Origin of the sequence: Lysinibacillus sp. NPDC093216 (assembly GCF_050280325.1) — a bacterium.
In the GTDB taxonomy this organism is placed as follows: domain Bacteria; phylum Bacillota; class Bacilli; order Bacillales_A; family Planococcaceae; genus Lysinibacillus.
Genome location: NZ_JBNNVB010000002.1, coordinates 248,331 through 274,470, shown reverse-complemented (window position 1 = coordinate 274,470; position 26,140 = coordinate 248,331). Strand labels below are relative to the sequence as shown.

The 26,140-nt window shown below is 34.7% G+C and carries 24 protein-coding genes and 2 pseudogenes; 6 read left to right on the top strand and 20 right to left on the bottom strand.

From position 1 onward, the window contains the following. Positions 1-264: 264 nt before the first annotated feature. The 4 genes and pseudogenes from ACQKOG_RS03775 to ACQKOG_RS03760 form a co-directional block, all read right to left on the bottom strand. Positions 265-480: a hypothetical protein gene (locus tag ACQKOG_RS03775; RefSeq protein ID WP_370083479.1), complete on the bottom strand. Its 216-nt coding sequence runs from the start codon at positions 478-480 to the stop codon at positions 265-267. A gap of 820 nt (positions 481-1,300) precedes the next feature. Next, positions 1,301-2,092 (bottom strand): annotated as a pseudogene (locus ACQKOG_RS03770) (MFS transporter); the annotation flags it as partial. 337 nt (positions 2,093-2,429) lie between these two features. Continuing rightward, entirely contained in the window at positions 2,430-3,713 is a 1,284-nt protein-coding gene (locus tag ACQKOG_RS03765; RefSeq protein WP_370083477.1) for a M56 family metallopeptidase, read from the bottom strand. A gap of 11 nt (positions 3,714-3,724) precedes the next feature. Further along, the gene (locus tag ACQKOG_RS03760; protein ID WP_370083475.1) at positions 3,725-4,084 is read right to left on the bottom strand and encodes a BlaI/MecI/CopY family transcriptional regulator; all 360 of its coding nucleotides are present in this window, start codon (positions 4,082-4,084) and stop codon (positions 3,725-3,727) included. Positions 4,085-4,321: 237 nt separating this feature from the next. Here ACQKOG_RS03760 and ACQKOG_RS03755 point away from each other — a divergent pair, with 237 nt between their 5' ends. Then, complete coding sequence (locus tag ACQKOG_RS03755; RefSeq protein WP_370083474.1) at positions 4,322-4,498, top strand: hypothetical protein; 177 nt, start codon at positions 4,322-4,324, stop codon at positions 4,496-4,498. Between the two features lie 851 nt (positions 4,499-5,349). On the opposite strand, the gene ACQKOG_RS03750 is transcribed toward ACQKOG_RS03755, so the two are convergent. The 5 genes and pseudogenes from ACQKOG_RS03750 to ACQKOG_RS03730 form a co-directional block, all read right to left on the bottom strand. After that, a complete protein-coding gene (locus tag ACQKOG_RS03750) occupies positions 5,350-5,979 on the bottom strand; it encodes a hypothetical protein (protein WP_370080319.1) in 630 nt (209 codons plus the stop codon). Next, complete coding sequence (rplC, locus tag ACQKOG_RS03745) at positions 5,979-6,620, bottom strand: 50S ribosomal protein L3 (protein ID WP_370080321.1); 642 nt, start codon at positions 6,618-6,620, stop codon at positions 5,979-5,981. The genes ACQKOG_RS03750 and rplC overlap by 1 nt, the downstream gene beginning before the upstream one ends. A gap of 81 nt (positions 6,621-6,701) precedes the next feature. After that, complete coding sequence (locus ACQKOG_RS03740) at positions 6,702-7,754, bottom strand: Cfr family 23S rRNA (adenine(2503)-C(8))-methyltransferase (RefSeq protein WP_370080323.1); 1,053 nt, start codon at positions 7,752-7,754, stop codon at positions 6,702-6,704. Positions 7,755-8,239: 485 nt separating this feature from the next. Beyond that, positions 8,240-8,416, bottom strand: a pseudogene (locus ACQKOG_RS03735) (MFS transporter); the annotation flags it as partial. A gap of 69 nt (positions 8,417-8,485) precedes the next feature. Further along, positions 8,486-8,920, bottom strand: coding sequence for a MarR family winged helix-turn-helix transcriptional regulator (locus ACQKOG_RS03730; protein WP_427445086.1), 435 nt, complete (start codon positions 8,918-8,920; stop codon positions 8,486-8,488). 152 nt (positions 8,921-9,072) lie between these two features. Here ACQKOG_RS03730 and ACQKOG_RS03725 point away from each other — a divergent pair, with 152 nt between their 5' ends. Continuing rightward, entirely contained in the window at positions 9,073-9,549 is a 477-nt protein-coding gene (locus ACQKOG_RS03725; protein WP_370080327.1) for a GNAT family N-acetyltransferase, read from the top strand. A gap of 567 nt (positions 9,550-10,116) precedes the next feature. On the opposite strand, the gene ACQKOG_RS03720 is transcribed toward ACQKOG_RS03725, so the two are convergent. The 6 genes from ACQKOG_RS03720 to ACQKOG_RS03695 all read right to left on the bottom strand — a co-directional run bounded on the left by ACQKOG_RS03720 (position 10,117) and on the right by ACQKOG_RS03695 (position 16,975). Then, positions 10,117-11,385, bottom strand: coding sequence for an MFS transporter (locus ACQKOG_RS03720; protein WP_370080329.1), 1,269 nt, complete (start codon positions 11,383-11,385; stop codon positions 10,117-10,119). A 375-nt stretch (positions 11,386-11,760) separates the two neighbouring features. After that, positions 11,761-12,948, bottom strand: a complete 1,188-nt coding sequence (locus ACQKOG_RS03715) for an MFS transporter (RefSeq protein WP_370080331.1) — start codon at positions 12,946-12,948, stop codon at positions 11,761-11,763. Positions 12,949-13,572: 624 nt separating this feature from the next. Continuing rightward, entirely contained in the window at positions 13,573-14,442 is an 870-nt protein-coding gene (locus tag ACQKOG_RS03710) for a metal ABC transporter permease (protein ID WP_370080333.1), read from the bottom strand. After that, positions 14,439-15,311: a metal ABC transporter permease gene (locus ACQKOG_RS03705; protein ID WP_370080335.1), complete on the bottom strand. Its 873-nt coding sequence runs from the start codon at positions 15,309-15,311 to the stop codon at positions 14,439-14,441. Before ACQKOG_RS03705 ends, ACQKOG_RS03710 begins: the two co-directional genes overlap by 4 nt. 11 nt (positions 15,312-15,322) lie before the next feature. Continuing rightward, positions 15,323-16,051, bottom strand: coding sequence for a metal ABC transporter ATP-binding protein (locus ACQKOG_RS03700; protein ID WP_370080337.1), 729 nt, complete (start codon positions 16,049-16,051; stop codon positions 15,323-15,325). Positions 16,052-16,060: 9 nt separating this feature from the next. Further along, positions 16,061-16,975 (bottom strand): metal ABC transporter solute-binding protein, Zn/Mn family, encoded by a 915-nt coding sequence (locus ACQKOG_RS03695; RefSeq protein WP_370080339.1) that lies wholly within the window; start codon positions 16,973-16,975, stop codon positions 16,061-16,063. Between the two features lie 993 nt (positions 16,976-17,968). Here ACQKOG_RS03695 and ACQKOG_RS03690 point away from each other — a divergent pair. Continuing rightward, positions 17,969-18,145, top strand: coding sequence for a winged helix-turn-helix domain-containing protein (locus tag ACQKOG_RS03690; protein WP_427445315.1), 177 nt, complete (start codon positions 17,969-17,971; stop codon positions 18,143-18,145). Between the two features lie 330 nt (positions 18,146-18,475). Next, positions 18,476-18,973 carry a HAMP domain-containing protein gene (locus ACQKOG_RS03685; RefSeq protein ID WP_370080341.1) on the top strand — a complete coding sequence of 166 codons (498 nt, stop codon included), beginning with the start codon at positions 18,476-18,478 and terminating at the stop codon, positions 18,971-18,973. Between the two features lie 57 nt (positions 18,974-19,030). Here ACQKOG_RS03685 and ACQKOG_RS03680 read toward each other — a convergent pair whose 3' ends face one another. The 4 genes from ACQKOG_RS03680 to ACQKOG_RS03665 form a co-directional block, all read right to left on the bottom strand. Further along, entirely contained in the window at positions 19,031-19,777 is a 747-nt protein-coding gene (locus tag ACQKOG_RS03680) for an MFS transporter (RefSeq protein WP_370080343.1), read from the bottom strand. Between the two features lie 309 nt (positions 19,778-20,086). Continuing rightward, positions 20,087-21,136, bottom strand: a complete 1,050-nt coding sequence (locus tag ACQKOG_RS03675; protein ID WP_370080345.1) for a hypothetical protein — start codon at positions 21,134-21,136, stop codon at positions 20,087-20,089. 498 nt (positions 21,137-21,634) lie between these two features. After that, positions 21,635-21,790 carry a hypothetical protein gene (locus tag ACQKOG_RS03670; protein ID WP_370080347.1) on the bottom strand — a complete coding sequence of 52 codons (156 nt, stop codon included), beginning with the start codon at positions 21,788-21,790 and terminating at the stop codon, positions 21,635-21,637. Between the two features lie 375 nt (positions 21,791-22,165). Continuing rightward, positions 22,166-23,113: a bile acid:sodium symporter family protein gene (locus ACQKOG_RS03665; RefSeq protein ID WP_370080349.1), complete on the bottom strand. Its 948-nt coding sequence runs from the start codon at positions 23,111-23,113 to the stop codon at positions 22,166-22,168. A 125-nt stretch (positions 23,114-23,238) separates the two neighbouring features. Between ACQKOG_RS03665 and ACQKOG_RS03660 the strand changes: the two genes are divergently transcribed. Then, positions 23,239-24,264, top strand: a complete 1,026-nt coding sequence (locus ACQKOG_RS03660) for an S-layer homology domain-containing protein (protein ID WP_370080351.1) — start codon at positions 23,239-23,241, stop codon at positions 24,262-24,264. 192 nt (positions 24,265-24,456) lie between these two features. Here the strand turns inward: ACQKOG_RS03660 and ACQKOG_RS03655 are convergent, their stop codons facing one another. Beyond that, positions 24,457-25,347 (bottom strand): LysR family transcriptional regulator, encoded by an 891-nt coding sequence (locus ACQKOG_RS03655; protein WP_370080487.1) that lies wholly within the window; start codon positions 25,345-25,347, stop codon positions 24,457-24,459. Positions 25,348-25,460: 113 nt separating this feature from the next. Between ACQKOG_RS03655 and ACQKOG_RS03650 the strand changes: the two genes are divergently transcribed. Next, positions 25,461-26,018, top strand: coding sequence for a flavodoxin family protein (locus ACQKOG_RS03650; protein ID WP_370080353.1), 558 nt, complete (start codon positions 25,461-25,463; stop codon positions 26,016-26,018). The last annotated feature ends 122 nt before the right edge of the window (positions 26,019-26,140 follow it).

The following is a 26,140-nucleotide window of genomic DNA, read 5'->3' as shown; positions in this document are numbered from 1 at the left end:
TGTAGATTACTTTCTACAAGTGATTCTTCTTCCAGACTCCACCACCGTGCTTCTGCGCAAGCTCGAACAGAATCGCTTGTGGTGGCTGAGGAGCTGCCTCCTAGCTTCCGATGTTATTCAAATGTAGGTTTATAAAACGAACGATTTTCTAATTGGAATAAACGTTCAGTAAACTCTCCAGTATTTATTTTGTCTATTGTAATTTGGACCTATAATCCTTGTCCGAACAGTATGTACCTTCTCCTGTTTCCTAAGTAATCCAACTTAGTCGTTTCCAAAGTTTGTTCCATCTTCTACGTAGAAACGTATCATCATTATTTTGGCAATTGATAAGTTAAATTGTACTGATCTTAGTCTACTCGCTGATGTAGTATTGACATCATTTGTAGTTACTTTGACAGACGACTGTCCGACTTTAACATATTCTGTATCTTGTGAAACTACTCCATACCACAATTGCCATTTTGAGAAATCCGTCATTAATCTCCCCTCGTATCCCATTCAGCTTTCACTTGTTCTGGAACTAGAATTATTAACTTTCCAACATCAATCATTTCTTCAGTTGCAGAAGAGCTCCTGTATATGTATCTTGGGCTAAATAAATCCATATATCTGTGTCTAATATTACATGATTCAAATGATAAACCCTACTATCTTCTTAATACCTTAGATTATAGCATTTTTATTGAACTAACCTGAAAGTGTCTCAACTTATTGTAAAAACGCACTAATTAGAATTTAACAACGAATGTATTACCCACTATGAATTTCAAAACAAAAATATCCAAAAGGCAAAACTTTTAGGTACATAATGGATAAAGTATTTCCCTAACCTTAAATCATTAAGTGCCAATCCGCTGTCTTTTAAATGTACTTTTGTTCTCAAAACTGATAATTTAATTATTGTCAATGGCTACAATTTTATAACGACTAATTAGATTTTAAAAATTATCAAGGAATGAGCATATGAAAAATTAGAACAAATAACTAATGAATTACCCGAAGCGGGATATACAATCGAGGAAATTATAGCAGCCTTTAATGAGGTAATTAATGCATGTAATCAAACAGAAGCTGATGATAAAACAAATAGCTAATTACATAGTTATTTGTTTTTATTAAGAGTAAAAGGTTCTTTTGATGTACATTTCGGAATACCGAATTAAGTTGTTTTTTAATAAAGTTTTATTTAAATTCACTCTAAATTCTTGATATTACTGCATGGTTTAAAAAAGATTGCATAGGTTACTTTGAAACTATTTTAGTAACCATTAAAAATTTTAGTATTATATCATGTATCTCAAGCTTTTTTTGACCAAATGACAACTGGAATAAGGATTAAAGAAAATAGACCTCCAGCTAAAGATAATGTTGCATAGCTGGCATTAGCTACTACCATGCCGGAGAGAGCACCACCTGAAGCTCCTGCTAGTGCAACTAAAACATCTATTTTCCCTTGCGTTTTTGCACGTGTAGAAGGTTCAGTCGAATCAACAATTTGAGCAGTACCACTGATTAAACCAAAGTTCCAGCCCAATCCAAGTAAAGAAAGAGCTACGATTAATAGAACCATAGAATCGCTCGGTGCGAATGCTGCTAATAAACCTGCGCATAACAACGTCACTCCCGAAGCTATACTCATGGCTGTTCGTCCAATTTTATCAACAAGAACGCCTGTTACGAGCGACGGAAGATACATGGAACCTACATGAAATCCTTTAACAATTCCTACTTCCGATAAACCATGACCATGATGTTTCATATGTACTGGTGTCATCGTCATGATAGCAACCATTACGATCTGAGTAAGAACCATAACAGTTGCACCGACTGTAAGTCCTCTTTTATTGATAGCTTTTTCACTAAGGGATTCCATCTTATTTCCATATTCATTCTCTCGTCTGTTCGCTTCTATCATTTTTGCTATTTCTAACGGATCAGGACGCAACATAACAAAAAGGACAAGACCTGCTAAAATAAATGCTGTTGCTGATAAGATAAATGGACCTGCAAGAGCCGGAACACCAATGGATACAGCAAATTTCCCCATAATATCTACTAAACTTGGCCCTGCCACAGCACCAAGTGTTGTTGGCTAGTAACCATATTTCAAAGAGTAATAAAATTCTTCTGCTGTGGCACTTTAGTAATCTCTTGCCTGAAACCCAACGTCTTACCATTAAATGATCAATTTCTAATTCTTTCGCTCTGTTTTGTAACTTATAATTATTACTTTTGCTTGTTCAACTAACCAGCACGTTAGTGAAATAAGAAATCCTATTAACTTTAAAGCTAATAGGATTTCTTATCAAACTTTATTTTAAAACCACACCAACAAAGTGGAAGGCATTTAGTTTTATTATGAAAAAATGATGGAGTAAATGAAAGACTAGTCCCGGATTTCAGGACTAGTCTTTGGAATAACTTATTTATTCTTTATTTGTTGCGATTACACGTGGTTCCGTCGTACTATTTGATGCATCAGTAACAATAACTGCATTTTGTTCTTTGCCTTTATTTGTTGCGATTACATGTGGTTCCGTCGTACTATTTGATGCATCAGTAACAATAACTCCATTTCGTTCTTTGCCTTTATTTGTTGCGATTACACGTGGTTCCGTCGTACTATTTGTTGCATCAGTAACAATAACTGTATTTTGTTCTTTGTCTTTATTTGTTGCGATTACATGTGGTTCCGTCGTACTATTTGTTGCATCAGTAACAATAACTCCATTTCGTTCTTTGCCTTCTTTCAGCGTTGGTTGCTCTTGACCAGTTGCCGCAAAGACGGTCACCCCTCCAATGACTAATGTACACGCTAATGCTGTTCCTAAAACCGACTTTTTCTTTAAGGTCATAATGGACACTATCCTTTCTTCAATCCCATTTTTACTAAAATGATTACAAAGCGGCGTAACCGTATAGGTTTCATCTGCCATATTGATGAGAGATAGTGCATATGTTGACTTTGCCTTATCTCCAAACTGTCTAATAACCCTTTCGTCGCAAGACAATTCAATGTCTCTGTTTACTAAAAAATACATAAACCAAACTAAGGGATTAAACCAATGCAAAGCTACCATAATCGTTAAAATTACTTTCCACAAAACGTCAAAGCGTTTAATATGAATTAATTCATGCGTGAGAATAAACTGAATACTTGCAGCGTCTTCCCAATTTGTTGATTTCGGCAATAAGATGACTGGTTTAAAGATTCCATATGTTAACGGGGTTTTAATTCTATCTGATACTGCAATTTGAATCGTTCTTTTTAATTTATGATCGTTTAGCCATCGATCGAGATACTCATTATTCTTCACTGGGATGGCAGTTTTAAATTCTTTATAAAATCTAACATAGGCCACTATAAAGAATAGAAAAACCCCGATACCCCCACAGGCCCAAAGGTACTGGACGGAATCGCTTGTCATCAAAAGCTGATGAGAAAACGTGCTTGATGTTTGTGCGATTTCGATTGTATGGTGCATACTTTCCGAATCATTTGAGTGAGTGAGCGTAACAAATACGTTTTTCAGCATAGGCTGTATGCTCAACTTTGAATAAAAAGAATAGGGGATGAGTAGTTTAAATGCAACGATTCCCCAAAGAATTAAAAATGTTTGCTTTGGCACTTTATTTCTTACTAACATCCTCATCAATAGCACAATGATGAGGATGAGAGATGCGTCTACACTCATGTTGAGAATACTCATATCATAATTCCTCACTCAAGATCTTTAACAATTTGTTTTAATTTATCAATCTCACTCGCGGACATTTTTTTCTTGTCTAGTAAGGATGCGAATAGTAAAGATTTAGAACCATTAAATATTTTATCAATCAATTCCGTCGTTTCTTGTTCTTGTATCTGTTCTTTTCTGACGATTGGATGACAGATAAAGTTAGGTTCAATTCTTTCGATGGCCTCTTTTTTTATACATTTCTTTATGACGGTATAGGTGGTATTTTTATTCCAACCTATTCGTTCGTTTAACATTTGTGAGAGCTGTTTAGCTGTCAAATCGCCTTCTTCCCATAAAATATTCATGACTTGTAATTCCGAATCAAACAATTTAACTTGCATACGCGCATGCTCCTTTTCTTAAGTGGACTATTGCAATAGTTTGCCACACCCTAATACTACTGCGATAGTCTGTAGTTGTCAAGACTATTGAGATAGTCTGTTGGAAAGAATCCATTTTAAGGGCATAATTATACAGATAAATTAACCTTTGAATACTGTGTCTAAACCCATTTATCAATACTTATCTTAATTTTTCTCTAGAAAATTGATTCTCCAGTCCACCCAACTACCCATAATTTGCAAAAAGTTTTTGGACATCAGATGACTTTCCCATTTGATTTCTACTTTCTTGATGAAATTAGTGTTCTCCTCCTAGAACTTTCCGAGCTAGTATGCCAACGCACTCGATCGAAAGGATGGGTGGTAGTTTCAACATCAAGAATAAATTCTCTTACTTTCAAAGTGACCTTTTGAACGTTTGGGAAAAAATATTATTAACAGAAGACTTTTCCAACTATTTCCATAAGTCTTCGATCAGGTTAAGTTATGGGCTGTAGGGAGGCAGAAAAGCGGGTTTAAGCCTGTCTTCGGACGTATTTTTATTAGCAATGTTCCTAATGTAAAAAAGAGTGCTAGGTCCTCATTGAATTTAGATTTGCTTTAGAACCTGCACTTAAAATTCTGATTGATGTTAACTGTGAAGTGAAGCCGAAGCAAATTAAAGAGCCATCATCAAAGAAGACTTTACTAAGCTTTTATCGAATTTTAAATGTAGATAAGATAAATGGGCCTGCAAGCGCCGGAACACCAAACAGCAAATTCACCCATAATATTTACTAAATTTGGCCCTGCCACAGCCCCAAATGTTGTTATTTAGTTACCATGTTACAAATAGACAAAAATTTTCTGCTATAACAATTTTAGGGCGGTCTGTTGCCTATTTAGTTACGAACAGGGCTGCCAGTATTCGGTGTATCAACGCCAACAAAGGAATCTTTTTGAATACATAAAAAATCAATGCTATACTCATAACACTTTTTTTATTTAAATCTTTAAAAAGGCTTAGGAATATCTCCTAAGCCTTTCAATCTTTCTCTTATTGTATAACGCTTGATTTGAAATCGTCTAAAGAGGTAAAGTAGTTATCAATCCTTATTCCAATCTATTGAGTTAGTATTTGTTGGTTTAAAATAAGATTTATACAAAATATTCTTATACAAACCTAATCTAACAAAATGATCAGAGCTTTGGTATATCCTTCCCGTCTCTACTTCATTAGAATGTAATTAAGGTTTAGGACGTATACTCATTATAGAAAAGTGAAATTATAAAAAAGCTTCAATTGACGCTGCTTTTTTCAATTCGAGAACAAAGGCTTTATATTTCTCTTCACGCTTTTCATATTCAAGGATGACACGAATGTATTCCTTTTGCATATCTCCGTTTTCAGGTGATTTTTGGTATTCATGTTCAATTTCTTCCTTGGATACACTGTTGTCTCCCAACTGATTATCAATAAATCGTTGCATACGCAATTCTTGCAATACTAATTGTTCAATCTCCAGTTTAGAGTAATCTTCTGATTCATCAATTCCAAACTCGTCAAATAATTCTTGCATACAATCAGTAATTTGTTCTTTATCAGGTTTCCATCCGGAAATGCTTCTATCCTCATTCATTTTTTGTACAATAAGCTCATGTTCAATGACTGATTCAAGAGCACAATAATAACACTCAAGAAGGTCTGATGAAGACATTTCAGAAGGTATGATACCCAACTTCATGTCGTTAATCAGCTCAATATTTAAATAGTTTAAATTTATTTCATAATCGTTAACTCTTGCCACGATGAATGGTAGTTGGATTTTTTCATTGTCAGTCAACATCAAAAAATCCGTAATAACTACATCCTCTCTACTTATACTTTGGCTGGAATTATTTTGTTTGTTTATCACTAATCATCACCATTTTCAGTCAATTTTTTAATTGCAGTTTCTATTTTTACAAACGACTTTTTAGCTCCAGGGATATTTCCTTTAATTAACAATAGGTTGCGTTCACTATCAACCTTTATGATTGTAAGATTTTGAATAGTGGTCTGTTTTCCACCCATACGTCCGGGCATTTTCTTTCCTTTGAATACTTTCATGCCATCATTTTTGGCGATTACACCGATGGAACCAGGAGCTCGATGGAATCTTGAACCGTGAGATGCAGGACCGCCACTTAATCTATGTCTTTTAATGACACCTTGAAATCCTTTTCCTTTAGATATACCAGTAACATCTACTATGTCGCCTTCTTGGAATATATCTGCACTAATACGTTTTCCAACATCTAATGATGCTCCACGAATTTCTTTAACATATCTTTTAGGAACGGTATTTGCCTTTTGACTTCTTCCAATTTCCGCTTTGATTGGATTCTTTTTATCAGAAAATCCAATTTGGATTGCATCGTATCCGTCATTTTCCAAGGTTTTCTTCTGTAACACCACATTCTCTTCCACTTCGACAACCGTCACAACTATGGGATTTCCACTATCACTAAACACTTGAGACATGCCTATTTTTCTCCCTAAGATTCCTTTTATCATAAATATCCTCCTAATAATTTAATTTATTGTTAGTAATAAATTATTAGGGTACTTCCCACGTTCTAAACATTACTCTCACCCTTATTTATTGGTTATTGTTTTTTGATAGTTTCCATACAACTGCCCGCAAGCAGCATCTATATCAATACCAAATTGGCTTCTAATGGTAACGTTAATTCCTGCTGACTTTAATTCTTTATAGAAGTTTACAACTTGATTCTCATTTACTTCTTCAAACCTCATAGGTGAACTAACAGTAGGGTTATATCTTATGATGTTTACATGAAACAAGTTCCCTCTCTTATATCTACCTCTTAAAAGGCTTACTACTTTTTTCGCATGGTCAATAGAATCATTAACTCCAGGCAACATAATATAAGCAATATAAACTTTTCTTGAGGTCACACGTATATGCTCATCTAATGTGTCCATTACATCCAATAATGGGTAGCGTTCATTAATTGGCATTAACTTGCTACGTTGTTCATTAAAAGGAGAATGTAATGAAAACGTCAGGTTGACCTGCGGATAGTTTTCAGTCATTTTTTTTATGCCCGGAATAATGCCTATAGTCGAAATAGATAACCTGCGAGGACTTAAAGCAAATAACTCCGGATTTGTAAGTACATTTAAAGCATCAAAAACTTGCACATTAGCTAATGCTTCTCCCATTCCCATAAAAGAAATACTATCAATTGAATGTCCTTTTAAGTGAAAGTACAAAATTTGATCAGTAATTTCATCTGACGTTAAGTTGCGTTTTAAACCTATATCTCCTGTTGCACAAAATTTACAACCAAAATTGCAACCGCACTGCGAGGATATACAAAATGACTCCCAACCAGCTTTATATTTCATATTTACCGTTTCTATTTTTTCGTCTCCTGAAATTCCAAATAAGACTTTTATAACTTGTTCAGAATGTTGTGCCTTTAAAGCAGCAATATTTAAAATCGATTCTCCAAACTCCTTAATTAACATTTTTCTTAGGGATTTAGGAAGAACCGTTATGTCATTGAAATTATTTATTCTCCCTTGGAATATAGCATTTGAGATTTGATTCATTCTAAAATTAGGAAATTTATTCTGCATCAAGAACTCTTGAATTCTTATATACTTGTTTTTTTGTTGCATGTTTTCTCATCCTTCCATAAAACTCTGGTTTGTTTGAGTAAATAGAAGGGAGTTATCATCTAACCTTTTTATAAAAATTAGGCACAAAAAAAACACCGACACAATTATCGGTGTTATGCTTAAATAAAATCACGCACAAATAAACAAGGACATTATGTCATTGAATTAGAGTTTATTTGCCGTAGAGAAAAAGCTCCGATAACTGTTTTTGTATGGTTATTTGGCTTAAAAAAGGACAGACTACTCCCTTTGTACGCCAAACCATTTCCAATTTTTGCATTTTTACCATACAAAATTCTAAAAACTGTTATCATTGCTTTCACCTCTTTCTTGTCAATATTAGTAATAAGTACCATATCATAAAGATTCCCATATGTAAAGTTTAAAACATAAACAAATGCTTGACGTTAAAGTATTAACTAATCTGCACGATAGCTTAAGATACAGCAGCCAAAAATGGAGGCTGTATCTTAAGCTCTTGCAACTCATTGGTTACTTTGACACCCAGCTAATGATAATGTAGCATAACTTACATTAGCCACTACCATGCCTGATATAGCACTGCCTGAAGCCCCTGCTAGTGCAACTAAAACATCTATTTTACCTTTTGTTTTTGCGCGAGAGGAAGGCCCAGTTGAATCGACTTTTTGAGCAGTACTTGTTTCAATTTTAAAAAACGAATACGAATAGTTAAACATCTCTTCCAAAATCCGTTGAATATTTAAACACTTTTAAAATCTATTTTTATGAAATTTTTCTTTTATTACCATCATCGAGTTACGAATTACATTAATTTCACTATCCGTTAGTCCACTAAACAATTGAATTATTTGTTGATCTGACTGAATATTAATTTTCTCTAGCAATTCTTCTCCCTTTTTTGTCAATAATAGAAGGTTTTTTCTACTGTCAATCGTTGAGCTTTTTTTCTCTATTAATTCTTCCTTCTCTAACTTACGTAAAATTCTGCTCATATAGCTTCTATCAATATTAAGTTCTTGCACGAGAATATTCGCAATACACTCAGTTCTCTCGCTTATTTCAAATAGTATTCGTGCTTCAGTCAGTGAATAATATGTATCAAGAATTTGGTTATTAAATAAACCAAGTACCTTTGTGTAAAATCTATTGAATTGTCTGATATCGTAAATAATCTCTTTATCCATATATTCTCCTTTAGTTGACTTTGTCCACTTTTAACATTAATATAACTATATCCTTAAAATGTGGACTTTGTCCATGTTTTAGGGATGCCATTTTCAAAAAATCTTTCGCAATCTTATCTTTATTATTACCGAATTAAAGGAGATTATATAATATGATTATTCGAAAAATTAGAAAAGAAGACAATGCAAAGGTAAAGGAAATAATACAAGATTCACTAAAATCACTTGGATTAGCGATTCCTGGGACAGCTTATTTTGACCCTCAACTTAACGACCTTCACCAATATTATAATAATTTAAAACATGCAAACTATTGGGTAGTAGAAATGGAAGGAGAGGTAGTTGGTGGAATTGGTATAGCACCTCTTAACGAACATGATAAAGTTTGTGAATTGCAAAAGCTATACTTAAGTACAAAAACACAAGGTTTAGGATTTGGAAAGATGCTAATGGAAACAGCTTTGTCATTTGCATCTAAACATTATGCACAGTGCTACTTAGAAACAATGCATCAATTAAAAACTGCATGTATGGTATATAAAAAATTTGGATTTACACTTTTACATGAGCCACTCTCAGGTTCTGAACATTCTACTATGAATGCCTGGTATTTAAAAGATTTGAATTAACCAGAAGTCCATTAAAAACGGCTATTTGAGGAATTTTTATCGCATATTAGAATTCTCTACTGCGGCACTTTAGTGGTTTCTTATCTGAAACCCAACGTCTTACCATTGAATCAACTTTTAATTCTTTCGCTACTGTTTTATAACTCATTCCATCTTTTGATTCGAATTAATAAAGTTATTTAGTTTTAATCAAAAAGGTAAGAGCCTTACTACAAAATAAATTAGAACAAACAACTAATGAATTACTCGAAGCGAGATATACAATTGAGAAAATTATAGCAGCCTTTAATGAGGTAATTAAGGCATGTAATCAAACAGAAGCAGATTATAAAACAAATAGCTAATTACATAGTTATTTGCTTTTATTAAGAGGAAAAGGTTCTTTTGATTTACATTTCGGAGTACCGAATGCCAACAAAAGAACCTTAAATTAAGTTATTTTTTAATAAAATTTTATTTAAGTTCACACTAAATTCTTGATTTTACTGCATGTTAAAAAAAAGATTACATTGGTTACTTAGAAACTATTTTAATAACCATTAAAAATTTTAGTATCAATAATTTATCTCAAGCTTTTCTTGACCAAATGACAACTGGAATAAGGATTAAAGATAATAGACCTCCAGCTAAAGATAATGTCGCATAACTCGCATTAGCCACTACCATCCCCGAAAGAGCACCACCTGAAGCTCCTGCTAATGCAACTAAAACATCAATTTTTCCTTGCGTCTTCGCACGAGTGGAAGGCTCTGTCGAATCAACAATTTGAGCAGTACCACTAATTAAACCAAAGTTCCAGCCCAATCCAAGTAAAGAAAGAGCTACGATTAAAAGAACCATAGAATCGCTCGGTGCGAATGCTGCTATTAAACCTGCACATAACAACGTCACTCCCGAAGCTATACTCATGGCTGTTCGTCCAATTTTATCAACAAGAATACCTGTTACGAGCGACGGAAGATACATGGAACCAACATGAAATCCTATAACAATTCCTACTTCCGATAAACCATGACCATGATGTTTCATATGTACTGGTGTCATCGTCATGATAGCAACCATTACGATCTGAGTAAGAACCATAACCGTTGCACCAACTGTAAGACCTCTTTTATTGATAGCTTTTTCACTAAGGGATTCCATCTTATTTCCATATTCATTCTCTCGTTTGTTCGCTTCTATCATTTTTGCTATTTCTAACGGATCAGGACGCAACATAACAAAAAGGACAAGACCCGCTAAAATAAATGCTGTTGCAGATAAGATAAATGGACCTGCAAGCGCCGGAACACCAATGGATACAGCAAATTTCCCCATAAAATCTACTAAATTTGGCCCTGCCACAGCACCGAACGTTGTCATCATCATTGTTGTACTGATAGCCGTTGCTCGTTGTTTATTATTGGCTAAATCTGTCCCTGCATAGCGAGCCTGTAGATTTGTTGCAGTCCCTGCACCGTAGATTACTAGAGAAGCGAATAATAAAATAACACTATTCATCATGGCGGCAATTACTACACCAATTGCACCGAGTCCTCCAACAATAAAACCTGTTGATAAACCTGTGCGACGCCCATAACGTTGTGATAATTTCCCTACAACTAAAGCCGCACCTGCCGATCCTAAAGTAAATAAAGCGGATGGTACTCCTGCATAAGCATCCGTTCCCAGCATTTGTTGAGCTAAAAGTGCCCCTACCGTAATACCTGCTGCTAGCCCTGCCCCACCAAAAACTTGTGAGAGACTAACTACGATTAGCACTCGCTTATATAAGCCCTTTAGCTTTTCAGGTGAATCAATATAACTGTCTGTCACTTCTTGTGCTTTTCCAAGCATCTTTCAACACCTTCTTTCTACTTTCCCCTACATCTGCACGAAGAAAAATCTTTCTTCTGTACCGGGGACAAATAACGAAATGATAGTAAATAATCATACGGTTGTGTCTGTTCTTCTATATTCGTTCACCTACACAATGTATCAGTTTTTTTATAAACCACAATATACATACAAAAAAGAGTGGGATTTTCGGATACTAGATGCACCACAAATCTTTCTGGTTTTAGTGGCACTCCCTATCCAAGCTCACGCTCATCCCACACCTGATGGATTGGGCATTCCCGTTCGGAAAATCAATAAAAATGTAGACTTAACTAAGAAATAAGAACTGTCAAAAACCGCTTACAGATTTGACAGTTCTTTTTCTGGTTATATTTAATGAGCATGCATAACAACATTCTTTTTCTTTGAATAAAGTAAAAAAGTGATAGTTAAACTTAAGCTAATAATTCCAAAAACAAGCCCCAATCCACTTAAACCAACTAAATCCAGCATCATGCCTGTTGATAATAAGACGACCTGAAAGATGACAGAATCAATCATATTACGAAATGAGAAAAATCGCCCATGAAAATCTTTTGGCACTTGCTTTTGAAAAATCACCATTGTCGTTGGGAAAAAACAGCCTACTGAAAAACCAAAAACTCCAAAAGCCACTAATGCCAAAATTTTAATATCCGAGAATATTAGCATTAGCTCCATCGAACCGATGATAAATGCTAATATAAAAAGTAGTGTTCCAGTGTTCAGCCGTTCTGTAATAAATTTCAAACCAGCTGCACCTAGCATAAAACCTATGCCCTCAACTGTATATAATAATCCTGATATTGTCGTTGAATGATGAATCTCAGAAATTTTCATAATAACTAAATTAAAGGAACCTAAAAATAATGTTGGAATTAACATTAAGACAAGTGTCATTAAAACAACAGGGTGCTCCCTCACCATCGGTAACACTTCTTTAAAGTCGCCATTTTCTTTAGTTGCCGACGATTGATTTGCCGTTTCATCTAATTGTAGGAAGTTCGTAATAACAAACATCATTATATAGACAATAAATGAAATGATGTACAACCATTTCAGCTCAAAGAAACTTAGCATGAATCCCGCTGCAGCAGTACCTATAATCCTTGAAATCGTTCGAGCATTCATTTGCCAAGCATTTAATGTAATTAAATCCTTATCCTTAACGATCATTGGAATAATAGATTGTAGAGCAGGCATATAAAAGGCGGCTGCTATTTGCAACGTAATTAAAAAAAGAATCATCCAAATAACCGAATTTGTATAAAGTGCCATAAACATAAATAAAACACTTATAATTCGCCCTACACTAGCCCACTGTACAACTGTTTTTTTCATCGACTTGTCAATAATACGCCCAGCCAACGGACCTACAACTAAACCCGCCAATATACCGCTAGAAATAATTAATGATTTGTGAAAGTCAGACGGAACGACCTCCTGCATAAAAGCAAGATTCCCTATAATCCCAGCCCACAAGCCAAGACCTACAACAAATTCACCTAATAAAATTATCCATACATTCCGATTATGCCACATGCGTATCTCCTTGTTGTTTCATTTAGTAATCATTACATAGTAATAAAATTACAAATATTCGCACAGAGGCGTTTTACAATAATTGTATTTTTATGAATGTTAAAAAATATTTTCTACTCTATAAATATGTATTCCGTTTAGACCTTTCATTATGTTTTCTTGCCTTTTCGAATTGCTTTAAACAGTATACTATTTTTATAGAAAGTAAAAATCAGGCAAAAGTTTGAAATAATCAACAGGCAAATGACAAAAAACATCGTTTGATTCTATTATCAAACGATGTCAGACTGTAGATAAACGTTACTTTTTTTGTATAAAACTTTATGATAATTTTAATCAGCAAACCTACCATTTAGCATTCTGTGAGGAGCGTCGATACTGTCACATTTTCCTCCTGAAGTTTATGTGGTAAGGCTAGTTTTTTATATAGTGTAAAGCATAGCCATCATATTATTTTGGTTTCAGCTTGTCGACTCTTACTGTTGATGTGGAGATTGAAGCCAAGCCCGTGGAAAGCGTCACTCGGAGTGAAAATCAACTATTTATTGATACACACTAATTTATATTTATTCTTTTGTCGACAAGCTGACATCATTTGATACATGATCAAACGATGTTTCATCTTTACATAGCTTCTAATTGACTAACGAGCGATTTTCTTCGGCGCTCGGCGATTTTTTGACCTACTAATACAATGATAAATATTAAACCCACGGTTGTTGCCATCATCCCTGCAATGGACGTATCCCAAAGCTTCGCTAAATAATAGCCTATTACCGATGCTGCAGCCCCAAATAGCATACTATACATAAACATTTGTTTAATCGTTTTGCTTATTAAATAGGAGGTGGCAGCTGGTCCTATTAACATAGCGACAACTAAAATCGCGCCGACACTATCAAATGCAGAAACGGTTGTAAAGGAAATGGTTGTCATAAAGCCATAATGTAGAAAAATTACTGGTAAACCGATGGAAGCAGCATAAACTGGGTCAAAGGTAGTTAACTTCATTTCCTTAAAGAATAATAGAAGGAACCCAATGTTAACTATCAGTACAAACAATAGCATCCATACGGCCTTTGGCATTGTGATTGACAGTAATGTCCATCTATCCCAAGGTACAAATGCAATTTCACCCATTAATACATGCTCAACATCTAAATGTACATTACCAGCAAATAATGTGATGAGTAGAACACCTGCAGCAAACAAGGACGTAAAGACAACACCAATGGCAGCGTCCTCCTGAATGCCAGAGGAATTTAGTAATTGCACAAGGTAGGCCGTCAGAATTCCTGCGAATGCTGCCCCAATTAACATCCAAAAGCCATTTAATGTTTGAGTAATAATATAAGCCATGACGATGCCAAACAATACTGTATGACTAATCGCATCTGCTATCATCGACATTTTTCGTAAAATTAGAAAGACACCTGCAATCCCGCATGTAATTCCGACTAATATGCCGGTAAAAACAACCCAAAATTCAATCAACCTAACTCACCTTGCTTTCGAAACTGCATTTTCCTACGATATTTATTAAATTGCCCAGCTGGACTAATGAAATAGGAAATAAAGAAAATGGCAGCTGCTACTAATACAATAATAGGACCTGTCGATAATCCTGTTCGTATTGAGCTAATAAAGGTTCCAGTAATACCTGACACTCCACCAATTGCTGCACTAAGTACAAGCATTGAGCTCAGCTTTCTTGTCCATAATTTAGCACTAGCGGCTGGAATGATTAATAATGCCGACATTAAAATTACACCCACTGCCTGTATGCCTGTGACAATAGTCATGACAATTAAAACAGTTAGGGTAGCTTTTAAAGCTTCAATCGGTAAGCCAATTCCCTTGGCATAAACAGGGTCAAAGATAAGGAGCTTCCATTCTTTATAAAGAAGCAGGCTGACCACAATAATTATGGTTGCACTTAAAAGTAACCACATTAAATCAGCTTTTGTCATCGTCGCTGCTTTCCCAAAAATAAAATTATTTAGACCACTTTGATTGCCTAATGGACTTCGATTGACAACTGTTAAAAATACAACGCCAATCCCAAAAAATACAGTTAAAACCAACCCAATCGCTGCATCTGCTTTCAACTTCGAAAAAGAAACAATCCATTGTATACAATACACAGACAAAGCAGATGTAATGCCAGCTCCAAGCATTAATATAGGTAATTCTTTTTGCCCTGTTAATAGAAAGGCAAGTGCGATTCCTGGCAGTGCAGCATGTGCCGCCGCATCGCCTACCAAACTTTGCTTTTGGAGGAAGGAGAAGGTCCCAGTTATACCTGCAGCTATTCCAAGTAACATCGTACCGATTAGTACCCAAAGTAAGTTACCACTTAACATATTCTCCCTCCTTATACATTTTGTAGCATGAACAGTTTACCACCATAAGTTTTTTGTAATTGCTCCGGTGTAAAAACATCTTCTGTTGCTCCTGATGCTAAAATTGTTTTATTTAAAAGAATTGTATAATCAAAGTATTCTTTTACTGTTTGTAAATCATGATGTACGACAAAAATACTTTTGCCTTGAGCTTTTAAATCTTTTAAAATATCGATTATCGTTTTTTCTGTAGCAGCATCTACCCCTGCAAATGGTTCATCTAAGAAATAAATATCTGCATTTTGGGATAGCGCTCTTGCTAAGAACACCCGTTGCTGTTGTCCGCCAGAAAGTTGACCGATAGAACGGTCAGCGAAATCCTGCATGCCTACACTAGCAAGAGCCTGTTGTGCTAAAGTTTTATCCTTCTTAGTTGGTCTTTTAAATAATCCAGTATGTCCGTAACGTCCCATTAGTACAATATCAAGAGCATTAGTTGGAAAATCCCAATCTACAGCATTGCGCTGAGGAACATACCCAACTACTAAGCTTTTTGGTTCAAAAATTTTCCCAAGAATTTCAACTCTTCCTACCTTATTTGGTAGTTGATTTAAGATGGCCTTTAAAAATGTAGATTTCCCCGCTCCATTTGGACCTATAATGGCTGAGAGATGTCCCGTAGGAACTGAAACACAGGCATTTTCTAATACTATTTTCTTATCATATGCGACTGATAAATTTTCAACTGTTAATGCATTCATATTTTTCACCTACTTCAATGAATCGACGATTGTATCGATGTTATGTTGATACATACCGATATATGTACCTTCTTTTGTTCCCTCAGCACCCATAGCATCCGAGAACAATTCTCCACCAATCACAATGTCATGACCTTTTTCTTTTGCACCTTCAATAACAGCTTTCATTGCTTTATCGGAGACACTTGATTCAATAAAAATGGCTTTAATTTTGTTTACCACTAAAAAGTCCACCATTTCTTGCACATCTTTCACACCATATTCTGAATCTGTACTTAGCCCCTGTAAGCCACGCACTTCAAATCCTTGACTTCTACCAAAATAATTAAACGCGTCATGGGCTGTTACTAATATACGCTGCTTTTCTGGGATTTCGTTTACTCGATCCTTTGCATATGTTTGTAATTCATCAAGCTTTTTCAAATAAGCTTCCTCATTTTTTTCAAAATCCTCTTTATATTGCGGATATTCTTCCTGAAGTTGGTCTCCGATTGCCTGTACGACTCCTTTCCAAAGTTCAATATCAAACCAAATATGTGGATCATGTATCAAAGTTTCATCATCACTAACAAGTAGATCCTTCTTATTTAATTTTTCACCAACAGCGAGCACAGTTTTGTTTTTTGACATTTGCTCAAAAATATCAAGCATTTGCCCCTCTAGATGTAATCCGTTATAAAAAATAACTTCTGCTTTATCTAATTTTGACAAATCACTTTGTGTAGCTTTGTATAAATGGGGATCTACCCCTGGTCCCATCAAAGCTGTTACCTTTAAATGATCGCCGCTAATTTCTTTAATTGCATCTGCAATTTGACCAGTTGTTGCAACCACAACTCCTTTCTTTTCACCCTCTATTTCAGTAGAACAACCAAATAGCAATAGTGAAAATGATAAAACAAGTACTCCTAAAAAGCGTTTCATGAATTTCAATACCTCTTCTTTCTCTTTATATTTTAGGCATAATCCGTAGTTGATATGATCATTCTGACAACTAGACATCTTTTACGGGCAATAACGCGCTACTTCCTGTTATCACTTTTTTCAGAAGGTCAATTGTTTGCTATACCCACCAAATCGAATGCTGTCAACATCTAGTTCATATCACCAATAGCCTATTTTATCTGATTTTCTTTACAAACTGGCGCCAGCTTATTCAGAAAACAATTGTCATCATTCCCGCTTCGACAGACTCGGTTATTTTCCATAAAATGCGAAAATTAATGAAATATCTCACGAAAAAATCGTCAGTTTCAAATTATCCGATTCTTTCATTCACACATTTTTATTTCCTGAATGATATTTTGTTTCCTTAAAGAAAAATATATGCCCAATACGAAAAAAAATCAACCCCTTTACAAAAATTTCTCGAAAGAAGGTTTTTTCTTCTAAAAAATTTACACATTTTTTACTTTTGCCTAGCACAAAAACGACGAGGTTGATATATAACTGCTCAAAACATTAAAAAAATGCGAGAAATCAATTTTAGACATTGATTTTTCGCGCTTTAAATTTTGAAAACACTTAAGTTCCAGCCTCTTTATATTTCTTTCATTATTGTGTAACACTTGAGTTGAAATCGGCTAAATATGGTAAAGTAACTATCAATCCTTACTCCAATCTATCGAATTAGCTTTTTAACCCTTCTACAGCAGTACAAAAATCGCACATTAACAACATTCATTTTTATAGACCTAGAGATACAGGAGAAGATGAATTTATTGCCCTATCTGATGGTGCTGATGATTATGTAAATAATCCATTTTTTCCAAAAGTTTTATTAATGAGGGCGAAAAAATTGTTGCAACTGGAATCCATTCAACGAATATACGATATTTCAATTGATATTTCAGGCAAACGTGTTTGGAAATCCGGAAAAGAATTGATTTTAACAAAGACGAATACTAGCTTTTACGTATATTTAGCCTAAATAGAAGACAAATATTATCGCGAGATCAACTACATTTAGTATGGGGAATAGACTATGAGGGTGATCCACGAACGGTAGATACACATATTCGGCGTCTACGTGAAAAAATTGGAGAGGATATTATCCAAACGCATCATGGTGTTGGATATAGCACAAGGGAATGAAACGGAAAATTGGAACAAAATTAACTATTTATACAACTCTTGTTGTTATCATCACATTTAGCATCTCACTTGCGGTATGTCAATTTTTTCTACCAAAATATTATCTTCATCAATTGAACCAAAAAGTAACGAATGCTTTTTCAGCGTAAAAGGAATTTGAAGATAAGAGTTTGGTCGAGCATCAATTTGATGTAACTATTCTTAATATCACTAGAAGATAATATTAATGTCCTAAATGAAAATTTAAAACAGCAACTTGCAAGAGAACATATTGCACTTAATATATTTGGGTTTCCGAAAAAGTACTACAAAAAGTTGATGAGGATAAGATTGTCGGCAAGGTTTATAATTAAGGAAAACAAAAGTCCAGTTTTATCGCTAATTATGATTGGAGCCTCTATGGCTAATTTTATTGATATAGCTTATTTTATTAATCGTTTTAACATATTCTTTTTGATAGTCAGCGTCTTGGTAATTATTGTTATTACTACCTTTCTATCTCGAAAACTAACAAGACCGTTAAATGAACTCAAAAAAGTTGTAAAAGAAATTGGCGAGTTGGATTTTAAACAGGCTAAAATTCTGACAGGAGATGAAATCGAGGATCTTGCAAAAAGTATTAATAAGATGAGTAAAGCACTAGAAAAAGCGCAGCAGGATCTATCTAGACGGAACATTGACTTAAAGCAATTTATGATAGGTTTAACACATGAGCTTAAAACTCCCTTAGCATTAGTTAGAGTATATTCCAGTGGAATTGAAGATGATATGGATGATGGAACTTATCTTGCAACCATTAACAAACAAGTTGATAGAATGAAAAAATAATTACAGATATGCTTTATTTCGCCAAAACAGAAGAAAACGATTCTAATAAAACAAACTTTATCCTGATATTGTCGTTGAATGATGAATCTCAGAAATTTTCATAATAACTAAATTAAAGGAACCTAAAAATAATGTTGGAATTAACATTAAGACAAGTGTCATTAAAACAACAGGGTGCTCCCTCACCATCGGTAACACTTCTTTAAAGTCGCCATTTTCTTTAGTTGCCGACGATTGATTTGCCGTTTCATCTAATTGTAGGGAGTTCGTAATAACAAACATCATTATATAGACAATAAATGAAATGATGTACAACCATTTCAGCTCAAAGAAACTTAGCATGAATCCCGCTGCAGCAGTACCAATAATCCTTGAAATCGTTCGAGCATTCATTTGCCAAGCATTTAATGTAATTAAATCCTTATCCTTAACGATCATTGGAATAATAGATTGTAGAGCAGGCATATAAAAAGCGGCTGCTATTTGCAACGTAATTAAAAAAAGAATCATCCAAATAACCGAATTTGTATAAAGTGCCATAAACATAAATAAAACACTTATAATTCGCCCTACACTAGCCCGCTGTATAACTGTTTTTTTCATCGACTTGTCAATAATACGCCCAGCCAACGGACCTACAACTAAACCCGCCAATATACCACTAGAAATAATTAATGATTTCTGAAAGTCAGACGGAACGACTTTTTGCATAAAAGCTAGATTCCCTATAATGCCAGCCCACAAACCAAGACCTACAACAAATTCACCTAATAAAATTATCCATACATTCCGATTACGCCACATGCTGTATCTCCTTGTTGTATCATTAATTAATAAATCGTAACAAAATTACAAATATTAACACATAGTCATTTTACAATAATTTAATTATATGTATGTCTTGAATATATTTAGTTCTTTAATTATGTAATATCGCCTTATCGATCACATCAGGAAAGCGATAAAAAACATCGTTTGATTCCATTATCAAACGATGTCCGTGTAGCTTTTATAAAAAGATTGATTGTTTATAAAGAAATGCACTTAAACTTACAGGTTAGGTTAGTCGAAGAAGAAACTTTCAAAACAATAGAAAAGACCTCTTACCCTATTCTAGGATTGTAGACTCCCAATAAACACTAATTCTGATGCATCTCTAGAATCTAAAGCACCGTTCATAATTTCTTGTACATCATTCAAAGTATCCTTAAGGCTGACAGATTGGCCCGGTTTATTTGTAAAGGGCTCAGCAGTATAAAAAGGCTGAGTTAGATATGCTTCAAGTCTCTCTCCTCTTTGATATGTTTGTAACTCAGAGGCCGGAATCCGTTCAATCCCACTAGCATTCACTAATGAACGTAGTTCCCGATAACGGCGAAGAAGTTTTAGGGCTTTTTGTTGAATTGTGAAATGTTCCTGATCTAAATGTGCTCCTTCGAGAACAGTTGATGTTGAACTAAGAGGATTAACAGCTGGATAGCGGTGTCTTGCAGCAAGATCAGCATCAAACTGCCAAAAGGTTTCAAGTGGTCCATAAGGTAAATCTTCATCAACAACTTCACCTGTTAAATCTACAAGGAAAGTTGTAACAGAATGAATTCCAATCCCTTGGAGATTCTCCTGCAGTTGTTGGATTCCTCCTGTTATAACATGGGTTCTGTCTGCAACGAACATAATATCCTTGTCTCCACCAATATTCGCAATACTCTCATACGTGTCTTCAATGGTGTTTGTAATGATTTCTACATTTTCAACAAGGTCATTTAATCCTTGATGTTCACCTTCAGGCATTAAAAGGATTGTTTTATATGCTTCATTTTTAAATCGATAGAGTAATTCTGCTAATACAACGAGCTGCCCCATTCCAGGGCGTGCAACCAATCCGACAGTACCTCCTTTTGCTAAAGGAGCAAATAAATCTAAAGTTTTGATTTTAGTTTCTATCATTTCAATTTTCTCCCCTCTGATAATCAGATTATCCAAGCTGCAATCGGCTAATGATGCAAGTGCAACTAAAGTCCGAACCTCGGCTCTACCAACAGGTATTTTTCCCGTGCATAGGTTAGAAACGGTTGCTGATCGCAAGCCAACTTGCCGGGCTGCACTTGTTAAATTCGGTACTTTCCTGCGTAATAAGCTTACGTTTAATCTCAAGTCATCCATTTTTCCACAATTCCCCTCCTTTACTCTATATAGTAAATTAAATGGAGTTATAACGCAATAAAAATTTACTCTTTAAAATAATTTTAATTACTTTAGAGAGTAAATAATATACAAGGCTATTCAAACTCAAGGAAGAGGTGCATTGAATGAACGATTAAGTTGTATGAACACATAAAAATTGTTTTAATTTTTCATTAACTAACAGGGGCTTTAGTGCAACAAGCGTATCAAAAATAATCAAACTTTTTATAATAAATTTTATTTGCCACATAAAATAAGAGCATGTTTTGATTAATCTTTTTTCAAAACATGCTCTTTGAATTTGTCCTTATATCAAAGTTGATATTGTTAATTTAATCAAAATTACAAAGCTACATACAATAGATAAACGTTATGTTTTTACATAAAGCTTTATGGGAGTTTTAAGGCAAATCAGGCATTTATGAGGCACGTCAAAACTGGGTCTACGAAAAATTAGCAAGATATCTCGCTTTCAATTTATTTTAATTTTCTTACAAGGCGACGCCAGCCTATCCAGAAAATAATGACCATCATCCCTGCACCAACAGACTCGGTCAGTTTCCATAAAAGTATAAGAATTAGCAAAATAATTAACGGAAGAATCGTTAGCTTTAGATCATCTAACTCTTTCATTCATGCACTCTTCTTTCTTAAGTGACATAATTAGTACTCAAATACTTCCAACAAGCATAAAACACTAAAATTTCTTGTATAAAAAGTGCTGGTGTTTACTCTCGAATTTATATTTTTTGATATGACATATCTCCCCCATCCTACATTTAAATAACATGGATATTGCTTATCTTCATCATATTCTGAAGGTAGCATAATGGAAACCTTCTGCTTTTTTATTTTCACTTGATGATTTTGCATCAAAATTTTTAGCACCATCATTAATTGTTACAAAATGATGCAACGCTTTACTAACAGTCGATGATAGCAGCACTGAATTCTTACATACTCGCTTCTTCCCGAACAATCACGAATATTTTTGCATTTAACCTATATTTAACCTTCCGCATATTTCAGCTGATACTTTTCCATTACTCGGCTAAAAAACGAGGCTAAAACTTGCTGAAATAGCATACCAAACACTACAGGCATAACCGTCTTTGCAGGAAAGTATGTAGTCGCTACTACAACCCCTACAGCAATATTACGCATCCCTCCTGTAAAAACGAACATCGTAACAATACTTTTATCCTTCCAAAGTATATGCCCTAACACTAAACAAAAAGCATATCCTGATACAGCAAGTAGAAATACGACCAAAATAACACTAACAAGCTCCAAATTAATATTTTTAATATACGGTGCAATTGCACTACTATTAATCATTACAATACTAAATAAGCTAAGTTTTGAAAAAGGGGCTAATTTCTTATCTAGTGTCAGCTCAATTTCACCTTTAGTAAACTCATTTAACGCTACACCTATTAGAGAAGGCACAACAATCATCCAAAGTAAATCTAGAATGAGACCAACTGTATCAATTTCGATTGTTTGCCCTACAACAATATGAAGTAATGCAGGAATGACAACGGGCGAAATGAGTGTATCGATTAAAATAATTGCAAGACACAATGTAAGATGCCCCCTACAAATACTAACCCAAATAAAGCTAGTTACTCCTGTTGGTATAGCGACTGCTATAACAAAACCAATTGTTAGTAGATGATCTTGAAAGATGATGTTTGATACAAAATAAGCCCAAATTGGCATGAGTAGGTGTAAAAATGCAATAACAATTAATATAGCTGTTGGGTATTTTTTAAGATTTTTTATTCCTTCAAAATTCATGCTTAAACTACCTGCAAATGTCATAAAAGCAAACAACCACGGCACTAAAAATAAGAGCTGATGCCCTACGTTCTCAAACAACACACCAATCACTAAGCTAAGCGGTGTTAAAATAGGCATCCATTTTTGAAGGTATTTATTAAAACTATTCAACATCTCTTTTTATTCCTTCTTTCATAAAAGAATAGTTTTCTTTAGTTTATAAACTAGAAAAATTTGCAGTTTATATCCATATCCTTCAAACTATTAACATGACTAGAAAGAAAGGATGACTGTGACTAATGAAAAAATTAGTGTGCACTTTATTGCTTCCCCTACTTGTTGTGGCAACTGGATACACTGTACAAGCTGCTGGCTTTAAAGATGTGCCAGAAGATCACTATGCCTATGAAGCCATCATGTGGGCAGAGGAATATGATATCGTTAATGGCTATCCAGATGGTACATTTAAGCCCAATGCAACAATCACAGAGCAACAATTCGCAAAACTACTTGCTAATTTTTATGAGCTTGAATCACCTTATGATGAGTTAAAAAAACAAACCCCTGCTGCAAACGGGTCTGACGAATATTATAATCGTCTTGCGAGCTACGGTGTTCCATTAAACGGATATTTCGATAATAATATTCGCGCAGCTAGTGTGAAGCGAGGTGTTGTGGCACAGGCAATTACACATTTAGCTAATGGTAAAAGTGGATTAGATCAATCCATAAAGTTTTTAATCGATTATTATATTTCCACTGGTCAAAACTTCCAGTATGAAAACCGCAATTTACAGAAATTTTTTGGCGTATCTAACAATATGACACGAGCTCAAGTCGTGACAATGCTACACCGTATGGATGAAAGAAATTTTTATGAAATTTCAGAGGACGCACAGGCCATTCATGAAAATACGAGTAAGGCTTCTTTAAATACACGAGCGAAAAATGGTCAAAGTCAGCTAGATCAAACAATGCAGCTGATAACACCTTCTAAAAGTGCTTGGGATGGTAACTATTCGTATTACTATAAATGGGGTACAGGCTCAACTGATTTTAATCGTCGTGATGTCTATATTTCAAACGCAACAAGCAAAAGCTTTACTATATTTATTACTGCCAATGATGGGACAGCTACAGGGAGTGTCGACGGGACAGCAACGATTAATTCTAGCACTAAGGCTGTGATGAACAAATCCTCAAATGGCAATCGTTGTGTATTAGAATTTGAGCGCCTTAATAATGCGCTTAAAATTACCGAGGTAGATTGTCGTACAGAGCATGATGAAGGAACTAATTTTTCTGGCACTTTAAAGAAACAATGAGTTTTCCATAGGCCAACTGAAAATAAAGAAACACCCTTGAGGTACTTTTATAAATCACAATAATACTCTTTCTTAGTGAAAAGAACTAAAAAGTGCGAAATGGATAAAAAAATCATTCGCACTTTTTTAATTATTTTAAAAAATCAATCAAAATGGATTCTAAATCGAAGTCTGGTACAACAAAATATACCTTTAAAACTGCTTATACATCTTCATGGCAATCTCTATAAAATCAGCGAGATACGGAGATATGTGTTTATCCTTATGCCAAGCGATATCCGTAAAAATATCAGCTAAATTCATGGATGTAGTCAGTTCTTTTAAACGATTGTTTTCTAATTCCTTCTCCACCACCATTTTGGGTAAGAATGTAATACCTAAACCAGACATCACACATTGCTTAATAGCTTCAATACTTGCAAATTCAATCATTTGTATTGGTAGCGCACCTTCCTGCTGAAGCTGTACTTCCAATTGATTACGGTAGGAGCAGCCGCTTTCCGCCAAAAGCATCGTTTCATTTGAAAGTTGCTGTACAGAAAATACCTTTTTCTCCGCGTTGTTACTAGTAGAAGCACTGACAAATACTAATTGCTCTCGAATAAGTCGCTCACGATGTAACATGGGTGTTTCCTTATACGCATCTGTAATAAACGCGATATCTAGATTGCCTGACTGCAATAATTCTTTGGCGATTTCGGTTGTATTGACAGGCTTAAAAATGATTTTTACTTGCGGATGGGCTTTCTGAAATTGTTGTAAAATACTCGGCAGACGGTACACACATTGACTTTCCTGTGCACCTATTTTTAACACTGCTTGTGCTTTTTCATTTAATACAGCTTTTTTCATATCCATATTTAAATCTAACATTTTTTGAGCATACTGTTGTAATCGCTTGCCCTCCTCTGTAAGGGTAATGCGTTTTCCAAGCCTCTCAAAAAGAACTACACCAAGCTCTTCTTCAAGCGATTTAATTTGTGCTGTAATACTCGACTGAGCATAGCCTAGTAGCTGTGCAGTCTGGGTAAAACTTAACGTTTCTGAAGCTGTTAAAAACGTTTGCAGTTGTTTAAGATCCATCTTTCCCACCTCTAAATCGTTTTTTTCGATATATTTCATCGAAAGATTCTGCTTTATCGATAATAAATATAAGTTTACACTTGTTATAGTCTGAAGAATAGAGGAGGATTCTAATGAATATTACCACTTTTATCGGAAGCTCTAGAGCCGGTAGTAATAGTGAACAACTAGCTGATTATGTATTAGATGGCATAAATCATGTAAAAATAGATCTAAAAAAATTAACGATTGAGCCCATCAACGATTTACGTCATGATAACGATGGCTTTCAGTTTGTAGATGATGATTATGATCAAATTATCCATGCATTTTTAACAAGCGATCTCGTTATTTTTGCAACACCGATATATTGGTACAGCATGTCGGGAATCATGAAGAACATGGTGGATCGACTGAGTCAAGCTATCCGAGATGAGCGGTTTCCACAGCTAAAAGAGAAACTACAAACTACAGAAGCCATTGTTCTTGCTGTCGGTGGTGACGACCCATATATAAAGGGTCTACCAATGATTCAACAATTCCAATATATTTTTGACTTCTTAAAGATGCCGTTCTCCTCATATATTATCGGTGAAGCAAACAAACCTGGTGAGATAATTCATGATGAACAAGCACTGACGCAGGCATCCATATTAAATAAGAAATTAAAAGCACGTATTTATCCCATTTAAAAAACGACCTGAAAGCGGCTATGCTTTTAGGTCGTTTCATTATGTTGTAAACAAAATGGTCGAGGAAATCTTGGTGAAAATTAAGGTGTCCTAATAAATAGTAGTATGCCCCTTCGGCAAAA

Excerpts from the sequence above, each read along its gene's own strand:
- ACQKOG_RS03775 (WP_370083479.1), bottom strand. The coding sequence starts at position 480 with ATGACGGATTTCTCAAAATGGCAATTGTGGTATGGAGTAGTTTCACAA.
- ACQKOG_RS03765 (WP_370083477.1), bottom strand. The coding sequence starts at position 3,713 with ATGAGTATTCTCAACATGAGTGTAGACGCATCTCTCATCCTCATCATT.
- ACQKOG_RS03760 (WP_370083475.1), bottom strand. The coding sequence starts at position 4,084 with ATGCAAGTTAAATTGTTTGATTCGGAATTACAAGTCATGAATATTTTA.
- rplC (WP_370080321.1), bottom strand. The coding sequence starts at position 6,620 with ATGATAAAAGGAATCTTAGGGAGAAAAATAGGCATGTCTCAAGTGTTT.
- ACQKOG_RS03740 (WP_370080323.1), bottom strand. The coding sequence starts at position 7,754 with ATGCAACAAAAAAACAAGTATATAAGAATTCAAGAGTTCTTGATGCAG.
- ACQKOG_RS03730 (WP_427445086.1), bottom strand. The coding sequence starts at position 8,920 with ATGGATAAAGAGATTATTTACGATATCAGACAATTCAATAGATTTTAC.
- ACQKOG_RS03725 (WP_370080327.1), top strand. The coding sequence starts at position 9,073 with ATGATTATTCGAAAAATTAGAAAAGAAGACAATGCAAAGGTAAAGGAA.
- ACQKOG_RS03720 (WP_370080329.1), bottom strand. The coding sequence starts at position 11,385 with ATGCTTGGAAAAGCACAAGAAGTGACAGACAGTTATATTGATTCACCT.
- ACQKOG_RS03715 (WP_370080331.1), bottom strand. The coding sequence starts at position 12,948 with ATGTGGCATAATCGGAATGTATGGATAATTTTATTAGGTGAATTTGTT.
- ACQKOG_RS03705 (WP_370080335.1), bottom strand. The coding sequence starts at position 15,311 with ATGTTAAGTGGTAACTTACTTTGGGTACTAATCGGTACGATGTTACTT.
- ACQKOG_RS03700 (WP_370080337.1), bottom strand. The coding sequence starts at position 16,051 with ATGAATGCATTAACAGTTGAAAATTTATCAGTCGCATATGATAAGAAA.
- ACQKOG_RS03695 (WP_370080339.1), bottom strand. The coding sequence starts at position 16,975 with ATGAAACGCTTTTTAGGAGTACTTGTTTTATCATTTTCACTATTGCTA.
- ACQKOG_RS03680 (WP_370080343.1), bottom strand. The coding sequence starts at position 19,777 with ATGTGGCGTAATCGGAATGTATGGATAATTTTATTAGGTGAATTTGTT.
- ACQKOG_RS03675 (WP_370080345.1), bottom strand. The coding sequence starts at position 21,136 with ATGGATGACTTGAGATTAAACGTAAGCTTATTACGCAGGAAAGTACCG.
- ACQKOG_RS03670 (WP_370080347.1), bottom strand. The coding sequence starts at position 21,790 with ATGAAAGAGTTAGATGATCTAAAGCTAACGATTCTTCCGTTAATTATT.
- ACQKOG_RS03665 (WP_370080349.1), bottom strand. The coding sequence starts at position 23,113 with ATGTTGAATAGTTTTAATAAATACCTTCAAAAATGGATGCCTATTTTA.
- ACQKOG_RS03660 (WP_370080351.1), top strand. The coding sequence starts at position 23,239 with ATGAAAAAATTAGTGTGCACTTTATTGCTTCCCCTACTTGTTGTGGCA.
- ACQKOG_RS03655 (WP_370080487.1), bottom strand. The coding sequence starts at position 25,347 with ATGGATCTTAAACAACTGCAAACGTTTTTAACAGCTTCAGAAACGTTA.
- ACQKOG_RS03650 (WP_370080353.1), top strand. The coding sequence starts at position 25,461 with ATGAATATTACCACTTTTATCGGAAGCTCTAGAGCCGGTAGTAATAGT.